A 16,588-nucleotide genomic window follows, 5' to 3' on the forward strand; every position below is an offset into this window, starting at 1 on the left:
CCCTCGTGCTCGGCAACCTGTGCGACGTGCCCGGCGTGCTCGTCGGGCACGCCACCGACAGGGAGGGGGCGACCGGCTGCACGGCGGTCTTGTTCGACCGGCCCGCCGTCGTCGGGGTGGACGTCCGGGGATCATCCCCCGAGACGCGCGGCACCGCCGGGCTCGGGCAGACCGGGATCGTGCGCCACAGGCAGGGCATCCTGCTCACCGGCGGCAGCGCCTTCGGCCTCTCGGCGGCGGACGGGGTGATGCGCTACCTCGAGGAGCGCGGCATCGGCCTCGACGTCGGGGTCGCCCGCATCCCGCTCGTCGCCGCCGCCGTCCTCTTCGACCTCGCGACGGGCTCCGCGGACGCCCGCCCGGACGCCGCCATGGGCTACGAGGCCGCATCGTCCGCCGAGAGCGGGGCCTTCGAGGAGGGGACGGTCGGCGCGGGGACGGGGGCCAGCGTGGGGAACATCCTCGGCATGGAGCGGGCGATGAAGGGCGGGCTCGGAACGGCCTCCGCGCGCCCCGGGGGCGGGGAGGGCGGCCTCATCGTCGCGGCGCTCGTCGCGGTGAACGCCTTCGGCGACGTCCGCGACCCGGGGACGGGGGAGACCCTCGCCGGCCCGCGCCTCGACGGCGGAGCCTTGGGGGACACGGTGGAGCTCATGCCGGAGGCCGCAGCACGGGTACGGTGGGGCGAGAACACGACCCTCGGGATCGTGGCGACGAACGCCCGGCTCGACACCTCGCAGGTCCAGAAGGTCGCCGAGATGGGCCACGACGGCCTCGCACGCGCCATAAGCCCCGTCCACACCACCGTCGACGGGGACCTCGTCTTCGCCGCCGCCCTCGGCGAGGTCGACGCCGCCACGGACGTCGTCGGGGCGTGGGGGGCGCGCGTGCTCTCGGAGGCCGTGGTCCGCGCCGTGCGCGCCGCGAGTGGCCTCTCCGGCCTCCCCTCCGTCTCCGAGCTCCCGCTAGGCGGTGCCCCTCGGGCATAACGGATAGGGAAGTCCCGAGGGGGCGCGAGCGCCCGGTGCCGCCCGGACCGACGGGCTAGGAGATCTAGTGGACGAGAACAACGCCCCCGGCGTGCACGACGAGGAGGAGCGTCTGTGCGCCGTGTGTGGGGACGAGATCGAGGGGACGTACTTCAGGGTCGGGCACCTCTTGAGCCCGCACAAGCTCGCCGTCTGCGAGGCGTGCTTCGACGGGCGCAAGACCTGGATGGAGCTCAAAGACCGCTACTTCGCCGACTACGTCGACCGCTACAAGGAGATGGAGGAAGAGGTCCGGCAGGGCTACGAGGGGTAGGGCCCGAAAGGACGAGGGGTCCGGGATTAACCCGGGCCCTCGCTCGTGCTCGGTGGATCTGTGCGCTAGCTTTCTAGGCTTCGGCGCCCTCGGGGACCAGGATGCCCCGGCCGCGCAGTTTGCCGGTGTTGAGGTCCTGGATCGCGTCGTTGACCGCGTCGAGCGGGTAGGTCGCGGTGTGGAGCTTGACCAGGCCGCGGGCGGTGAGGTTCATCAGCTCCTCGAGGTCGTTGTAGGTGCCGACCAGGTTGCCGATGACGCTGCGCTCCGTGGAGATGATGTCTATCGTCGGGACGTTGACCGTGCCGCCGTAGCCGATGACGTAGTGGAAGCCGGCCGGGCGGGTCATCTTCCACGCCTCGTCCTCGGCGCCCCGCTCGCCGACGTAGTCGAAGACCACCTCGGCGCCGCCGTTGGTCATCTCGATGACCTGGTCCGAGTAGCCCTCGCGGACCTGCACGGTCTCGTCAGCACCCCACTCCTTGGCGAGCTCGAGGGCCTCCTCGTTGGGGTCCACGACGATGATGTTCGTGGGCGTCATCGCCCTCAAGCACTGGATGCCGATGTGCCCGAGGCCGCCGGCCCCTATGACGACGGCGTTCGTGCCCGCGTACAGCTCCGGTACGCTCTTTCGGACGGCGTGGTGGGCGGTCAGGCCCGCGTCCGCGAGCGCCGCTATGTCCTTGGGCTGGAGGACGGGGTCGAGCTTCACGACGCTCCTCGCGCTCGTCCTGAGGAGCTGGGCGAAGCCACCGTCCTGGGAGATGCCGGGGAACGCGCCGTTCACGCACTGCATGTCGCGCCCGGCGCGGCAGTAGTGGCAGAGCCCGCAGGTCATCAACGGGTGGCAGATCACCGTGTCGCCCGGCTGGACGTTCGTGACCGCGGATCCCACCTCCTCGACCCAGCCGGAGTTCTCGTGCCCGAGGATGTAGGGCAGGAGGCTCCCGTCCGCGTCCTGGATGGGCGCCCACTGGCCCTCGACGACGTGTATGTCCGTCCGGCAGAGCCCAGCGGCCCCGACCCGCACGATCACGTCGAAGGGGTTCTCGATCTTGGGCTCTTCTACCTGCTCGACCTGCAAGCTCTCCGTCGGGATGCTGGGGTCGTACCTGTGCAGTCTCGCTGCCTGCATGCCACGGTCTCCTTTCTTATCCTATTTGTCTTGTGATGCCGGAGTTCTCGCCGTACCTCGTGGCGAGCAGCCCGCGGCACAGCCCGGCGTTCCCCTCGATGCTCACGCGCGTCAGGCGCGCGAAGCGGAGGTGCTGGACCACCGCGTCCCTGGGCACCCGGTTCCCGTCCGGGTCCACGATGAGCGGCGCCTCGGCCGAGGCGTCCAGGCCTAGCTCCGCGCGGCGCTCGAGGTAAGTCTCGAACTCCGGCGAGGGGGGCACGTCGTTCAGGGTCATCTCCGCGAGCTCGGCCGGGCTGTTGCCGTCCGCGAGCAGCGTGCGGCAGAGCTGTTCCTGGCGGCTGACGAACGCCTTGCGGTGGAAGGTGGTCCTCAAGCTTTCGAGGTCCGGGCCCTCCGTCTCGCCCTCGAAGGCGCGGTCGAAGCCCCGCTCGTCGTTGACGCCGGCGTTGATCTCGTCCGAGGCGTAGTGGTCCTCGAGGACGACGCGCGCCTTCTCGACGCCGGGGACCGAGAGCACGGCCTCCTTCGCGTCCGCGACCATGAGGTACGAGAAGTTCGGGGCGCAGAAGTACGTCGGGAGCCTGAGGCGGACGAAGACGGAGCCGTCTTTGATCTCCAGGCCCGAGACGAACTCGAGGTCGGTGATGGGTTCGTCGAGCTCGGGGTCCCGGACGCCCGAGAGGGCGTCCAGGACCTGGTGTTGCTCGATCATCCCGCGACTTCGGGCTTCTCGGTGACGTCGAAGCCGGTGTCCTGGCCCGCGGTGACGAGCTGCATCTCCTCGGGGACCTGGATGTCGTAGAGCTTCGCCGCGTTCAGGCCGAGGATCTTGCGCTTGACGTCCGGCGTGATCTCGGCGTAGTCGTCGAACTCGGCGTCCTCGGGGTACCGGAAGTCCACGAACTTCTCGACGAGCCACTTGGGCTGCCAGAGGGCGTAGTCGCTGGCGAACATGATCCGGTCCTCGCCGAGCCAGTACAGAAGCTCCCCGATAATCTGGGCGAAGTAGCGGGGCTTGGCGTGGATGAACGGCATCGCGACGGCGAGGCCGCCGTAGACGTTCGGCTCCTGCGTCCCGATCCAGCAGAAGTCCTCGAGCCTCGGCAGGCCCACGTGCTCGACGACGAAGTTGAGGTCCGGGAACATGGTGGCGACGCGGTCGACGTCGGCCACGTCGAAGGAGTCGCGGTTGAGCGGCCAGATCGTCGGCCCCTTGTGGACGTGGACGTTCTTGATCCCGAGCTCCTCGCACTTCTCGAGGCACTTGACGCTCCACTCGTCGTCGAGCTTCCAGCCCCTCGAATCGCCGCGCCACTCGGCCGTGTAGAGCTTCACGCCCTTGAGGTCGTACTGCTCGTGCTCACGCTCGAGCATCTCCAGCGCCTGCTGCTCCATGCGGGGCTCGAAGGAGCCGTTGACGATGAACTTGCCGGGGTACTTCTCGGCGAGCGCCGAGTTGCGCTCGAGGGTGTTGAACCCGTTGTCGTAGAAGTCCCTGAGGTACGTGGACTGGAAGATGCCCATGTCGACGTGCCCGACCTCGAAGAGGTCGTGGATTATGTCCTCCTCGGAGTACTTGCGGTACTTCTCGAACGACCACGTGTACTCGTCCGGAGAGAGGTTCGCGTGGTAGTCGTAGAAGCACTTGATAAAGCCTTCGCCGTACTTGTTGGTGGTGTTCTCCGGGCTCGCGTCCCAGAAGTGGATGTGCTCGTCCACCACAAAATACTTCTCGCCGTCTTTCTCGTACAAGAGATTCCTTTCCCCAGGCCGATAATCCCCGACCGGGCTCCTCGTCGTACCCAACGGGCACTATTCCATTACGAGCAACGATGTGTAGCTCGCTCGCGGGAAGCTGTGCGACCCCTGTTCGATCACCTCCTCGACCCTGGCCAGATCCAGGTCCCTTCTGGCGGACAGTATAAGAAGCGTAACCATGCGCCGCAAGATCCGGACGATATTTCGTATGCGTTTGAGGTGACACGAGAAGTGCCGGGGCCGGATCGACGCTCTAGACGACGCAACGGGCCTGCGAGGCGGCCGTGTTAGGGCTCCGGTTACCTGGAAGCATGAAAGCCGAACCTTCCGGGCGGGGCGGACGTACTGCCCCTACGGGAGCAACCGGCGAGGTCGCCGTGCGAGCAGAGGAAGACGACAGCCCGCTGCCTCCGGCGGGCGGAAGTCGGGATGAACAGGAGCGGGGAGTTTACCCGCGAGGAGGTCGGGCTCGCCCTCAGAAACCCCGGGATGCCCCTGGAGGGGCACCGCTACCCCGTCACCCCGGTAGGGATGCACTACCTGCCGACCCACTTCGACGTCCCCCACGTGGACCCGGCGAGTACGAGCTCCGCGTCCGCGCCACGGACTCGGCCGGGAACACGCAGGCGAGGGACGGCGACGAGGCCTGGAACCTCGGCGGCTACGGCGCCGACGCCGCGCAGCGCGTGGCGGTCGTGGTCGACGCCGACTAACCGACCCTGGCCCGGCGCCCGCAGCGAGTTCCGGGTAGTAGCAGATCGATGGTGGGACCGTGCTCGAACGGCCTCGTAACGCCGTAAGAAAAAGTCCGCTGACCGTATAATGCGGGCATGCAGAGAGTGTCGAAGTGGGGGCGTGCCAGGGGCAAGGGGGCCCCGGGGCGCCGGTTCTCCAAGAGGTCCGTGGCGGTGCAAGGGGTGGTCTGGGGCCTCGTCGTGCTCGTGGTGGCGGCCGTCGCGGTGCCGCTGCTCATCAACAACAGGTACACGGCGTGGGACGGGGCGGCGAAGGGCCGCCTCCTGCGCGCCGCGGCCGCGATGGACGAGTGCGCTCAGTTGAGCCGGGGCTCCTACGCCGGGTGCGACGCCTACACGATGAAGGGCCTGGAGCGCGGGGTCCGGTGGCGCGACCCGACGGCCGAGGACGGCTACTTCGCGGAGAGGAAGAGGGACAAGGTCGGCCTCGTCTTCGTGAGCGAGCGCGGCGAGGAGAGCTTCCGCGTCGAGACGACGAGCCGGACCGGGAGGCTCTTCGCCTACGACTACCAGGGCGGCGAGGTCGCTCGCACGAGGACCGGGAACGCCGAAGGGCCCGTCCCCTGGTAGCGGGGAGCGGGCCCTTCGGGGCTCTCCGAGAAGCGTAGGCCCTAGGCGCGGGTGGCGCGCACGATCAGGCGCCCCGACTCGGGCCCGGAGCTCATCAGGCTCGGGCCGATGGTGAACCAGTCGTCCGGGGTCTCCGTGCAGACCTGCAGGGTGACCGTGTCGGTGCCGGTCGGGGCCGTCACCCAGGTATCGAAGGGGGTCACGGCGAAGATCTCGCTGACCGAGTAGGTGTAGGTCTCGCCGTTGGCGTCGGTGAGCGTCACCTCGTCGCCCATGGAGATCGAGGGCAGGTCGTAGAAGATGCGGTCGGACGGCGTGCCTGGGTACCCGACGCGGTGGCCGGCGATGTACGTGTTGGAGCCGGGCTGCCACGGGAAGCCCGTCCCGGGCAGGTGCATGGTGCCGGCAGTGAGGGCGGCCTCGGAGTTCTCGTCGATTACGGGAGTCCCCGAGATGCCCAGGGACGGGACCGACAGGTACATCGTGGGATCGCTCGGCGCGTTCGCGACCTCCTCGTCCCCGTACTGGTACTCGTAGGCGTAAGCGTCGGCCTCGGCCGTCTCTTCCTCGGCCTCTAGCTCCTCCTCCGGCAGCCCCTCGGCGGGCTCGCCCTCGGCCGGCAGCTCCTCTTCCTTCGGCTCCTCGGCCTCCGTGGACTCGGCCCTCTCGGTCGTCTCCTCCGTGGTCTGCGGGGTGGCGGGGGCCTCCTCCTGGGCGCCCCCCGCCCTCCCGCTCGTCTGCTCCTCCGGGCCGCCGGAGGACTGCTCCTCGCCGCAGGAGACGGCGAAGCCCATCATGGCGAGGAATGCCAGGGAGGCCAGAAGGCGGGAAGGTATCCGCTGCTTCACTCTCATAACTCTTGCTCCTTCTCTGCGTCTTGCGGTCCGAGACGCGGGGTGCCGTACGGGGTGGGTTTCGCGCGTGACCTCTAGATTACGTTCTTGCGGACCGGATGGATCACGCCCATCCCCTTCTCACCACCCTTCCTCTCGACGAGCACCCTCCGGCCGCCCATCTCCTCTGTATACTGCCGCATTGCAGGGAAATGCGACCTGGAGAGGAGCGTAATGGCGCCACAATACATCCACACCTGCTACCGTATCCTGGATCCCGCCAGAAGCAAGGAGTTTTACGTCGAAAAGTTCGGCATGAAGCTCGTCGGCGAGATGCACTTCGACACCGCGACAAACTACTTTTTCGCGATGGAGGCCGACGCCTCGCAGCCGATGCTCGAGCTCACCCACAACCACGACCAGTCCGAGCCCTACGACCTGGGCAACGGCTACTCCCACGTCGCCTTCACCGTCGACGATCTGCAAAGCTTCGTCGACGGCCTCAAAGGGCAGGGCGTCGAGGTGGCGCTCGAGCCCAAGACCATGACCGTCGAGGGGCACGACTACAAGATCGCCTTCGTCGTCGACCCCGACGGCTACCGCGTCGAGCTCATCGAGCGCGGCACCATGAAGGTCGGAGACATAACCCAGTAGAGCCTGCACCTGCCGGGCCGCAACCCGCGGCCCGCCACGCTATAGCCCACCCACGGATGTGAAAGACCCAGGGACGTGGGCTATAATCTCCCCGCTTAGGCCGACGTAGCTCAGCAGGTAGAGCAGCTCACTCGTAATGAGCAGGTCAGCGGTTCGAGTCCGCTCGTCGGCTCTCTCGAAATACGGCGATTTGCAGCACAAACGTGAATCGATAAATTGGCCCCGGCTATACGCCAGGGCCTTTTGTCAGCAGTGCGTCAGCAGTAGGGTTCAGTCGAGGGCCTCGTCCATGGCCCTAGCGGTGCGTCCGGCCGACGTGCCGTAGTGGTGGGTGTAGCGTTGCATCGTGAACGCGGCTGACGCATGTCCGGCGAGGGCCTGGAGGTCCCGGATGGGCTCGCCGCGTTCGGCGAGTAGGGACAGGCAGCTGTGGCGCAGGTCGTGAAAGCGGATGGGCGGCAGTTTGGCCCGCCGCAGGAGCGGCTTATAGTGGCGGTTGACGACGTTCTGGGCGTCGAGCGGTCCGCCCGCGAGGTTGGCGAACACGAGCCCTTGGTGCTCGTATCGCTCGCCCGCCTCATCTATCTCGTCGGCCTGCCTCTCCGCGTGCCTCCTGAGGGCGTCCACGGCCCTCTTGGGGAGCCCCACCTTCCGGCGACTGGCGTTCTTGGGTTCGGAGAACTCGAGCGTGCCGGACACGTCCCCGTCCCGGCGCACCCGCTGCAACTGGCGCACGACGTAGAGGGTGCCGGCGTCGAGGTCTACGTCCGACCACCGGAGCGCCAGCGCCTCGCCCTGCCGGAGCCCGCACAGCAGGCACAGGGCGTAGAGGGCTTCGTATCGGTCCCCGCGCGCGGCGTCCAGGAACGTCCGCGCCTGCTCGGAGTCGAGGGGTTCGCGCTCTTCCTGGTGCACCTTCGGCTTGTTGGCATGGGCGGCGGGGTTGCGGGGGACGAGGTCACCTCGGACGGCCTCCTCCATCGCGGCGTGCAGGACCGCGTGGACGCGGCGCGCGCTCGAAGGCGCGAGGCCAGCGCCGCCTGCCGGCTTGGGACGGAGGAGGTCGGCGTAGAAGCGGTCTATGTGGTGCTTGCGGAGCGCTTCGAGCTTGACCCGTCCGAGCGAAGGGACGATGTGAGAGCGGACCTGCTGGCGGTGCGCGGCGTAGGTGCGGTGCGCGGTGTTCGGCTCCACCACGTCCCTCAGCCACCGCTCCAGGAACGCGCCCACGGTCTCGTTCTTCGCGTCGAAGACGATCCCCTGGTCCGCGTCGCTCATGACCTTGCGCAACTTGGTCCGGCAGTCGTTCTTGTGCTTTGCGCTGACGTAGCGCCTTTTCCCCGCCTGGTCGAAGTAGCTTCCCAAATAGCCGGTGATCTTCCCTTCCTTGTTCCTGCGCGGGTACACCGTCCCGGCCCCGTTACCCACCGACTTCTTCTTGGACACGTCCTTTCTCCTCCTCGCTAGGGGGTTGGCCCTTATCTCTTCGGAGTTTGCGAACTCTACGGGTTCCCCTTCGCCCGAATGAACTGCTACACACGACACAGCCTACTTACTCTCGCCCGGGAATCTACCCTCAACCCGAGAAGGATCGGGCCGAGACTGGACGTCTCGGGACGCGGCCAGGCTCTGGCAGGCACTCGCCTGCCGCTGCCCGTGACTCCTCGTCGTGCAAGTGCTTCGTGGCTTGCGACGGGTTCGCGAACATGGGGACGGTAACGACCAACAATTCTTGGGAGTTGAGGCCACTAATTCTGGTGATGACCACCGTACCGGGGCGTTACATACTCCACCACAGGATGCCGGGATGGGTCCGGAGATGCTGGGGAGGTGGGCGGCCAGGACCGGCCGCGAGAAAAAGGAGAGGACAGGACGAATGGTTGTACGTGGTCGACCGGGAGAGGACGCGGTTCTTGCGTCCGTGAGGCAAGGAGAGACGGAGGCGAAAGGCAAGGAGTGGTACAGCACCAATGAGCTGTGGCGGTGGCTGGGCTTGGGGCGAACCAAGACCTACGAGCTCCTCCAGAGCGGTGAGATCCCGAGCCACAAAATCGGGCGCGTTCGGCGCATCAGGCGGCAGGACATAGAAGCTTGGCTCGAGCGTAACAGGTGCCGCCCAGGCAACGAATGAGAGGCACTTGCTTTGCAGGGTACGAATGGGATTCGTGGGCGAGGGCTGACTTCGCGACCTTCTGATCCGTAGTCAACTCGCCCTGGGACATTCGGTCCTCGCAGGCTACCTGTAGAGCCCTTGGAATAGCCGGTTCCCGCTCCTGACGTAGCCCGGTCGACCCGTCCGGGACCGCCCTGACCCCGACGGGAAAGTAGTCAAGCCAAGCTCAGGAGAAGATGTCGCGGGTGGACTCGTTCCCGCCACGCAGTGACCACTTGAACGTTGAGGGAACGACCACTGAGGCGTTGGGCCGATGCTTCTTGACGATTTGGGTTTCGCCACGGTCGCGGCCTCGGTCGCCGTGAGCAAGCATACTGTCACGGAGAACTGTCTCTGCAAGATGATCGTGGCTAGCAGCGCGGCGGACTTCGTGCGAGGGTTCGCGGTTCTGCCGGTCTAGGTGCGGTTGGTCCGCCGGCGGTCGGAACTAACCCACCGGTCTTCTATCTCGGATCCTCGTTAGACCCCCCGATCCTAATGGACTTATGGTTAGAATTATGGTTGGTGACAGGAGGCAGGTAAATTACTCGATGCATAAAACGGTGGATTGCGGAAGTGCGTAGGTGAGCGTACGAGGCAAGGAGAGTACGGCCAGAGAGGTCGAGAACGGTTTCCGCCTGGACCAAGGCGCGGAGGAGCGCTTCGCTTCCTTGTGCAACGCGGTCGCGTGGGCTGAGTCCCGCAAGAGGGCAAGGAGCCTGCCCTCGTTCACAGAGCGGGTGAAGGCTAAGGATTTCGGCATTGATGCTGAATGGGACACCGAGGTTGCCGACGGTGAAGATAAGTATCCCTTGCTCGGTCCTGGTTGGAACGTCTACCAGTACAAGATGCGCGACCTATCCACCACGGGCCGCGACAAGCTCATCTCCGGTCTCGTCTCGGACCTCGCGGGCGGGAGCAAGAAGGAGGCGGCACTCGCCGACCTGTATGAGCGCACCGGACGTCGGCCGGATCGGTACGTATTGTTCACCAACCTCGACCTTACGCACCGCACGGTGAAGGAAGGCGAGAAGGGCCAAAAGGAGAAGCTTAAGGACGCTATCCTTGACGGGTACGACGACCCTGAGGGTGTGAGGGTGGAGATCGTAGGAGCGGCCGAACTGGCTGCTTCGCTAAACGGCCTCCCACACGTACGCGCTGCCTACTTCGGCGGGTCACGGTTTTCGACTGCGCAAGAGGAACTCGCCAGGCACGAAAAAGTTGGAGGCCTCCCAGAACGGATCGCGCTTGTGGGCAGGGACGCGGAGTCCGACCGCCTCCGCTCCTTCCTGGAGGATCCAGAGGCACGGGCCATGTTCATCTCGGGATCTCAAGACATGGGTAAGTCGAGGATCGCGTTGGAGGTCACCAGTGCCGAACGCCCCGTAGATACGGTGGTAGCACTGAGGCCTAGCGACTTGGGCCGGGATGACCTCGCGGCGCTGCGGTCCCCGGGAAACGAGGTCGTGGTACTCGTCGAGGACCCGGAGGTAGCTGTCGCAGACAAGCTGCTTGAGGAGGCGCTCGGTGGAGAGGGGGTGAAGCTGCTGGTCACCCTGCCCACCGCTGAGGACGAACCGGTCCCAGGATACGACCGCGGCGACGCGCGGGTGCGCCACATGCAACTCGGGCCGCTCGACGACGAAGACGCGAAAAGGTTGCTCAAGGAGGCGGGCGCGAGTCTGAGTTACGCAGTCGAGCGTTGGGTAATCACGAGGACCGGAGGGAACCCTGGGATACTGCTCGCGGCGGCGGAGGCGGGACCGGACCTCCAGAGCGGGGGCGCGGCCTCGCTCGCACAACAGGTCGCCCGCAGCTTTGAGGGTCGGGTGCGCCGTGACCTCGGTGAAGACGCCCTGCGGGCCTTGGAGGTGTTGAGCGTCCTCTCCTTGACAGGAGTCAGAGGCGACGCAAGAGCCGAGATCGCTGCCGTTGTGGCGGCTCTCGGCGACGGTCCCTCCGTCAACGCAGTGCTAAGGGAACTTGACCGTCTGGAGGACGCAAGTCTGGTACGAATGCGCGGGAATTACGCCGAGGTGACGCCGCCCTTCTTCACTAACCACCTCGCCGCCAGGGCTTTCTTGGGTCGCGATAACGCTCCGGCCGCCCTTCTCGATACGCTTGTCGGGGACTCCAGAGCCAGGTTGCTCGAGCGTCTGAGAAGTATTCACGGAGAAGTGGCTACTCGGTTTTGGGAAGGCTTGTTCGAGCGCGAAGGACCACTGAGAAATCTCCGTTCTGTGTCGGAGAACCTGCACCTCCTCGTGCCGGCAGCGGCTGCTATGCCTGAGAAGGCCGCGCGTCTCATTGAGAAGAGCCTCTCCGAGCTCGATTTGGAGGCGCGCCGTCAAGTAGGTGGCGAGGTGCGCCGGCAGATAGTGTATGCGCTGCAGGAATTGCTCGCACGCGAGAGAACCGCGGAGGCTGCGTTGCGTGCCCTGGCGATGCTCGTGGAGGCCGAAAACGAGGACTACGGTAACAACGCGACCGGCGTCTTCTCGGAGAGTTTTAGGCCTATTCATCCGCTCGTCGCCTTACCCCTGGATCGAAGACTAGGCTTCCTGAGAAGGATGATGCTCGATAGCGGCGAGAGCATCGGTGTCCGGAAGGCCGCGGCGGGCGCTGCCTCCGAAGGCCTTTCGATGCGCGGTATGGTGCTCTATCAGGGCGGCGGGGCCGAGCCTCTAGAAGGAAGCCCGGCTATGACCTACGGTGAGGCCTGGGACTACTTCGACGGCCTCGTGGCACTACTCATGGAGGCGTCGCGCTCGGAGGAGCGACCACTCGCCGAGGTGGCCGGTGAACTCCTACCACGGACGATCGCCGACTCTGCTTTACAGGCTCGACCGGAGAAGGCCGTGGAGCGCATGGAAGAGGTCGTAAGGTCGGCCCTTCGCCACGAAGCGCCTATCCCCGTCCCTGAGTTGTTGTCGCAGGTAGAGCGCGTCGAGAGAAGGCTAAATGGAATGGTCAAAGCCCACGAGGCCAACACCGACGACGAGCGGGCCGTAAAGAGGGCAGAGGAACTCCGCGCTCGCACCAAGAAGTTGGAAGGTTTGCGGACAAGGATCGAGCAGGGCGACTTCCGCATCCAGTTGGAAAGGTGGGCCGGACCCTGGGCGAGCGGTGGCGTCGAGATGGTGGACGATGGCTCCGGCGGCAAAGTCTTCAGGTACGTAGACGAATTGCGCAGACTCGCGAAGGAGGCAGCCGAAAACCCTGGGAAACTGTCGGACGAAGTGTTGTCTTGGGCGATCTACTCCTCGGAGGAACAGAAGCGCGGTGCCTTTTTCCGTGTGCTCGGCGAGTTTGATTCCGCGCGCGTGTGGCAGAGGCATCTAGAGCAAGCTGGCAAGGAGAAGGACGCGGCCATCGCCTTCGCCAGCTACTTCGGGGGGCTGGGAGAGGAGGACGCCAGCTTTGCAGGAGAACGCCTCGACGCGTTAGCTGCCACAGGGATCGTTACGGAGGAAGCCCTGTTTAGGGCCACGGTGGAGCTCAGCGACGGCGAGTCGGCAGTGGCACGTGTGGAGAGGCTTGCAGGAGGGCAGGCTATCGACCCGTTTTACGTTCGGGTGCTTCTTTTCGGGCGTTGGGTCGAAACCTTGGGCTCAAACCGACTCAAGCGTTTACTCTCAACGTTGGCCGGACCGAAGCTGGAGAACGCCCTTGCAGTGGTCAAGGCGGCTAGCTACTGGCAGGATGGTTTGATCAGGAGACTTGGGAAGCGACCTACCAACTTTCTCTGGAAGTGCTTAGAGGCAGCACGCACACAGTCCATCTACGATGTCATCGAGTGCGATCGCTTGGCTGCCGAACTGGCACGCCAGAACCCGGATCGAGGCTTCGCCCTCCTCGAGCATTTGCTCAGGCGTCCCTATCGGTTCGGCGATTGGGATCCGGCCGGTCCAGACCATCAGGAGCTATGGAAAGCGCTGTGCGAAGCAGACCGGCAAAGGGCTCTACGGACGGTGCTCTCGCTCGCCGCGGAGAACAGGCAGATGATGTTCGCGGTCTCCATGGCCTTTACGGGTGTGCTCGACCAGAAGCGAGATGCCGACGTGCTGCTGGACGCTGCCGTGGAGAGCAGGGGGCAGGCGGAGGTGGTCGCGCACATGCTGAACGCTGCTCAACCGGGCTTTTGGCCTTTGGCTCTACAGCTCTTGGAGTGCTATCCGCAGGAGGGAACCGAGAACGAGGTATTGCACGGCGAGCTGCTGGACAGCAGCATCTACAGCCCCGTGGGAACGGTTAATCCCGAAGGCGCGGAGCTGATAAAGATCCTTGAGCAAAGCTTCCGAGAGCTGAGCGGTTTACTGCAAGCGGACAAGGTGCCCAAGGCGTTGCGTTCGTTGATCGAAGAGTATCTGGCGCACCTGCGGCGGAAGATCGAGCAGGACTTACTCTCTGAGGCCGCCGAGGAGGCCGAGGTGTTCAGAAGCGGTACTCTGGTGGAACCGAAGGACGCTGACGAGGCCAAGGACAGGTTGTTCGCAGTAAGGCGGATGCTCGAGTCGGACCGGTTTGCCCTCGCCCGGCGAGTTCTCTCTCGAGACGAATTGCTGCGGCTCTTGCCGAAGCTCAAGTTTTCGCAAGAGGAGGAGGCAAGATTACGCCAGGAACTAGAACATAGCAAGTAGGCGGGCTCGCCGGCCAGCTTGGGAGCGGGAATGAGCGAGCCTAAGAACCACCACCTCCTTCCTCGCTTCTACCTGAGCGGCTTCTGCGACCCGGAGGACCAAAGGTCGAAAGGCCGCAGCAGGGATCAATGCCGGCTTTGGGTTCACGACTGGCAACAAGGGTGCATCGAGGAGCGCACAATCAAGAAGCTGACCGTCCGGCGCCACTACTACTCCGCGGACACCCGCGGTGGAGGCCGGGATGCCGGGCCGGAGAAGGTGCTGGCGGAGCTCGAGGACCGCGTGGCACCGATACTCAGGAGCCTCCGTCCCGGCTGGCAGCCGGGCGCACAGGAGAAGGTTCTGCTGGCGCACTTCGCGGCCCTGATGAAGTTCCGCGTGTCGGGCTACCGACCGTGGGCCCTGCGGTACGCTGAGGAGAACGAGGCGGAGATCCGGGGGCGGGTGTTTCCCGACCCCGAGGCGCTGCGAGAGGACCTGAGGCGCCACGGTCAACCCGAGGCGGAGGACCCGGAGACCGTCGAGCGGGTTTTCCGCGACATCCACTCCGTGGCCTACGAGCTGACGCTGACCAAAAACCACATGCTCGAGCGCATGTTCAGCATCGGCGCGAAAGCCGCCGGAGCCTTGCTGCGGAGAGATTGGGTCTTCGGGTGGGCTCCGGAGGGCGCGTCCTTCGTCACTTCCGACGACCCGTTCGTCTTGATGGATCCGGCTTTGGGGCCGCCGGCCGGCTACATGGGCGACGTAGGTTTTGCCGTGGCGCGCGCCCTCGCGCTGCTACCGCTGACCCAGAAGACCTGCCTCGTAGCTTTCGGCGAGGGCGGAGGCGTGCATCACCTAAAATACTCTAGAAAAGACGTGCGGGACATCAACATCGTGCAGACCAAACATTACGAGCGGTGGCTCATCGCCAGGCATAAGCCGCTCCTGGAGCGGCTTGTAGGGTAGGGGCCGTCGGTTGATGCGTTTCGGGGCCGTCCGGACCCCTACGGATAAGTGGTCAGTACGTCGTTGGGAAAGGAGCAGCCTTTGCCTTACAACCTTTTCGTTGGTCCTATTTACCGGCTTGTCGAAAACGTCAATTAGAGGACGGGAGTTGCCCCGGCAAACCCCGCATGCTCACCCTGTTTTGAATGTCTCGTCGTGCCAAGCTCTTCTGACCTCGGGGAGAGGATCTTCAAGGCTGACGGTCCTCCAACTCTCGATTATTTCGGGGGGCTGCGCTCCTCTACGGATGAACTCCTGCTTGAGTCGCGCGGCTAGTGCGACGGATAGCCGACGGAAATTCGGGCGCTCCTCCACGGCTATCGGACTAGCGGAGGTGTCGACGCCGCTTCGGCTGTCACGATCGGGAAGTTCCGTGTCCTGAAGGAGGTATCTTAGCGCTACACACAAACCCTCGAGATGCTCTGCGTGCAGAGCCTGCGCGGAGTGACGCAAGACGTTGGACAAGCTAGGTAGCACGGTTTCGAGTCCAGGTATCCGGCGGGCGACGGTCCTGAGCACCAACTCATCAAGGAGTTGCCCAGGCGGTGACGGCAGGCGTTCGTCGAGACGGCCTAGCACTACCCAATGGCACAAACCACGGACGGTCTCGTCGATCTGTGTCTCATCGGTCGAGTTCAAACCCGTCCACACTTGCTCGACCACATCATTGTAGAGCGTTGCGTCGACGTAGAGTAGGGAGGGGGCAGCGTACGAGGTACATATCCCGATATGTCCGAGGTCGTCAAGCAGAGCCTTCACGCGTTCCTTAACTGCGTCGGGGGCGTCCGCTACCCTCGGCAAGATGAAATCGGAAATTAGGCGCACCCAATCCAAAAACCGGCCCTGCACGCTGCCCTCGGACCTCGGGTTCAATCCTCGCGAGACCCAGTTTTGTAGCGGCTGCTTCTCTTCGTCCCAGCACCGGCGCATCTTGTCGAGTATCTCAATGGCCTCATCACGGCTCCAGTTGACGAAGCTGCGCAACTGCTCTTGGGTCCTACCGATGAGAACGACGGGACCGCCACGAAATAGCCGCGCGACGGGATCGTACTTGAGGGAGGAACTGAGAATTCCGTTGCTAGCCACGGGGCTAAACTCCTGCGAGAGCGCATTCTGCTTGTAACGCTGCCCCACGTCGATACGAGGAGGGTGTGGGAGCCGTAGATACGAGTGGAGAGGGTAGGGCAGGTCCGCCGGAAAATCTGTGGTCTCGTCTGTTCTCGCCCATATGGCCTCGCCAAGCGCGGTACTCTCATCATCCGTCAGGCCTCCGATCTCGTACAGCTTGACCAAACGGCTCACGGCCCGCCGGCGCGCGTCCTGAGGTCCGGTTTGCGCGACAGAGAGCAAGCTTGCTACAGGAGTTGCCAAAGACGAGCGGTCGAGGCTCGCGGTCGCCCTTACTTCGTCTTCCCACGACACGTACTCGAGTGGCTCGGGCCACCGTTCTGGAGTGCGGACGGTAAAGCCGCCCTGGCCTGGGATGGGTAGTGTCAGCAATAGCTCTACTCGAGATAAGATCTCCCCCTGATCCATAGCCTGGGAGAGTAGCCGGCCGAGCACTGCCTTCACGCAAGCGTGCATCACATGGTGCTCCCTAAACAGGGAGTGGCGATACATTTCCATGGCCAGACCAAACATCTCCGCGCGGTGCTCCGCGGGCAGACGTATCGAGATGCGGGACAGCACCTCGGCGAGGACCTTGACCTGACGTTCCGAGAATCTTGCCCCGGGCTCTTCCATCTCGTGCAAATTTCTCGCAAGGTGCCGGACCGACTGCGCCAAACCGTTCGCCA

General features: G+C 64.9%; 14 protein-coding genes and 1 tRNA gene. 9 read left to right on the plus strand and 6 right to left on the minus strand.

Translation table 11 applies throughout. From position 1 onward, the window contains the following. Positions 1-5: 5 nt before the first annotated feature. Both GBA65_RS07015 and GBA65_RS07020 read left to right on the plus strand, forming a co-directional pair. Positions 6-989 (plus strand): P1 family peptidase, encoded by a 984-nt coding sequence (locus GBA65_RS07015; RefSeq protein ID WP_166395956.1) that lies wholly within the window; start codon positions 6-8, stop codon positions 987-989. A gap of 67 nt (positions 990-1,056) precedes the next feature. Next, positions 1,057-1,302 (plus strand): hypothetical protein, encoded by a 246-nt coding sequence (locus GBA65_RS07020; protein WP_166395957.1) that lies wholly within the window; start codon positions 1,057-1,059, stop codon positions 1,300-1,302. Positions 1,303-1,375: 73 nt separating this feature from the next. Here the strand turns inward: GBA65_RS07020 and GBA65_RS07025 are convergent, their stop codons facing one another. The 3 genes from GBA65_RS07025 to GBA65_RS07035 are packed head-to-tail and all read right to left on the minus strand — an operon-like array spanning position 1,376 to position 4,192. After that, the gene (locus GBA65_RS07025) at positions 1,376-2,437 is read right to left on the minus strand and encodes an NAD(P)-dependent alcohol dehydrogenase (protein ID WP_166395958.1); all 1,062 of its coding nucleotides are present in this window, start codon (positions 2,435-2,437) and stop codon (positions 1,376-1,378) included. Positions 2,438-2,453: 16 nt separating this feature from the next. Further along, positions 2,454-3,152: an iron-sulfur cluster assembly protein gene (locus GBA65_RS07030; protein WP_166395959.1), complete on the minus strand. Its 699-nt coding sequence runs from the start codon at positions 3,150-3,152 to the stop codon at positions 2,454-2,456. Next, positions 3,149-4,192, minus strand: a complete 1,044-nt coding sequence (locus GBA65_RS07035) for an amidohydrolase family protein (RefSeq protein ID WP_166395960.1) — start codon at positions 4,190-4,192, stop codon at positions 3,149-3,151. Before GBA65_RS07035 ends, GBA65_RS07030 begins: the two co-directional genes overlap by 4 nt. An 836-nt stretch (positions 4,193-5,028) precedes the next feature. Between GBA65_RS07035 and GBA65_RS07040 the strand changes: the two genes are divergently transcribed. Continuing rightward, positions 5,029-5,523: a hypothetical protein gene (locus tag GBA65_RS07040; RefSeq protein WP_166395961.1), complete on the plus strand. Its 495-nt coding sequence runs from the start codon at positions 5,029-5,031 to the stop codon at positions 5,521-5,523. 41 nt (positions 5,524-5,564) lie between these two features. On the opposite strand, the gene GBA65_RS07045 is transcribed toward GBA65_RS07040, so the two are convergent. Further along, entirely contained in the window at positions 5,565-6,377 is an 813-nt protein-coding gene (locus tag GBA65_RS07045) for a sortase (protein ID WP_166395962.1), read from the minus strand. Between the two features lie 213 nt (positions 6,378-6,590). On the opposite strand from GBA65_RS07045, the gene GBA65_RS07050 reads away from it, so the two are divergent. Both GBA65_RS07050 and GBA65_RS07055 read left to right on the plus strand, forming a co-directional pair. Further along, positions 6,591-7,010 carry a VOC family protein gene (locus GBA65_RS07050; protein WP_166395963.1) on the plus strand — a complete coding sequence of 140 codons (420 nt, stop codon included), beginning with the start codon at positions 6,591-6,593 and terminating at the stop codon, positions 7,008-7,010. A gap of 99 nt (positions 7,011-7,109) precedes the next feature. Then, positions 7,110-7,182 (plus strand) — tRNA-Thr (locus GBA65_RS07055). Between the two features lie 98 nt (positions 7,183-7,280). Here GBA65_RS07055 and GBA65_RS07060 read toward each other — a convergent pair. Then, on the minus strand, positions 7,281-8,456 hold the full coding sequence (locus GBA65_RS07060) for a site-specific integrase (RefSeq protein WP_166395964.1): 1,176 nt from the start codon (positions 8,454-8,456) through the stop codon (positions 7,281-7,283). Positions 8,457-8,817: 361 nt separating this feature from the next. Here GBA65_RS07060 and GBA65_RS07065 point away from each other — a divergent pair, with 361 nt between their 5' ends. The 4 genes from GBA65_RS07065 to GBA65_RS07080 all read left to right on the plus strand — a co-directional run bounded on the left by GBA65_RS07065 (position 8,818) and on the right by GBA65_RS07080 (position 14,753). Next, positions 8,818-9,141, plus strand: a complete 324-nt coding sequence (locus GBA65_RS07065; protein WP_228281733.1) for a helix-turn-helix domain-containing protein — start codon at positions 8,818-8,820, stop codon at positions 9,139-9,141. Positions 9,142-9,436: 295 nt separating this feature from the next. Continuing rightward, positions 9,437-9,583, plus strand: a complete 147-nt coding sequence (locus tag GBA65_RS07070; protein ID WP_166395965.1) for a hypothetical protein — start codon at positions 9,437-9,439, stop codon at positions 9,581-9,583. Between the two features lie 163 nt (positions 9,584-9,746). Further along, positions 9,747-13,802: a hypothetical protein gene (locus tag GBA65_RS07075; RefSeq protein WP_166395966.1), complete on the plus strand. Its 4,056-nt coding sequence runs from the start codon at positions 9,747-9,749 to the stop codon at positions 13,800-13,802. A 30-nt stretch (positions 13,803-13,832) separates the two neighbouring features. Beyond that, the gene (locus GBA65_RS07080) at positions 13,833-14,753 is read left to right on the plus strand and encodes a DUF4238 domain-containing protein (RefSeq protein WP_166395967.1); all 921 of its coding nucleotides are present in this window, start codon (positions 13,833-13,835) and stop codon (positions 14,751-14,753) included. Between the two features lie 171 nt (positions 14,754-14,924). Here the strand turns inward: GBA65_RS07080 and GBA65_RS07085 are convergent, their stop codons facing one another. Next, positions 14,925-16,535 carry a hypothetical protein gene (locus tag GBA65_RS07085; RefSeq protein ID WP_166395968.1) on the minus strand — a complete coding sequence of 537 codons (1,611 nt, stop codon included), beginning with the start codon at positions 16,533-16,535 and terminating at the stop codon, positions 14,925-14,927. Positions 16,536-16,588 lie beyond the last annotated feature (53 nt).

The organism is Rubrobacter marinus, from assembly GCF_011492965.1.
GTDB classification, from domain to species: domain Bacteria; phylum Actinomycetota; class Rubrobacteria; order Rubrobacterales; family Rubrobacteraceae; genus Rubrobacter_F; species Rubrobacter_F marinus.

Excerpts from the sequence above, each read along its gene's own strand:
- GBA65_RS07025 (WP_166395958.1), bottom strand. The coding sequence starts at position 2,437 with ATGCAGGCAGCGAGACTGCACAGGTACGACCCCAGCATCCCGACGGAG.
- GBA65_RS07030 (WP_166395959.1), bottom strand. The coding sequence starts at position 3,152 with ATGATCGAGCAACACCAGGTCCTGGACGCCCTCTCGGGCGTCCGGGAC.
- GBA65_RS07040 (WP_166395961.1), top strand. The coding sequence starts at position 5,029 with ATGCAGAGAGTGTCGAAGTGGGGGCGTGCCAGGGGCAAGGGGGCCCCG.
- GBA65_RS07045 (WP_166395962.1), bottom strand. The coding sequence starts at position 6,377 with ATGAGAGTGAAGCAGCGGATACCTTCCCGCCTTCTGGCCTCCCTGGCA.
- GBA65_RS07050 (WP_166395963.1), top strand. The coding sequence starts at position 6,591 with ATGGCGCCACAATACATCCACACCTGCTACCGTATCCTGGATCCCGCC.
- GBA65_RS07065 (WP_228281733.1), top strand. The coding sequence starts at position 8,818 with ATGGGTCCGGAGATGCTGGGGAGGTGGGCGGCCAGGACCGGCCGCGAG.
- GBA65_RS07070 (WP_166395965.1), top strand. The coding sequence starts at position 9,437 with ATGCTTCTTGACGATTTGGGTTTCGCCACGGTCGCGGCCTCGGTCGCC.
- GBA65_RS07080 (WP_166395967.1), top strand. The coding sequence starts at position 13,833 with ATGAGCGAGCCTAAGAACCACCACCTCCTTCCTCGCTTCTACCTGAGC.
- GBA65_RS07085 (WP_166395968.1), bottom strand. The coding sequence starts at position 16,535 with ATGGAAGAGCCCGGGGCAAGATTCTCGGAACGTCAGGTCAAGGTCCTC.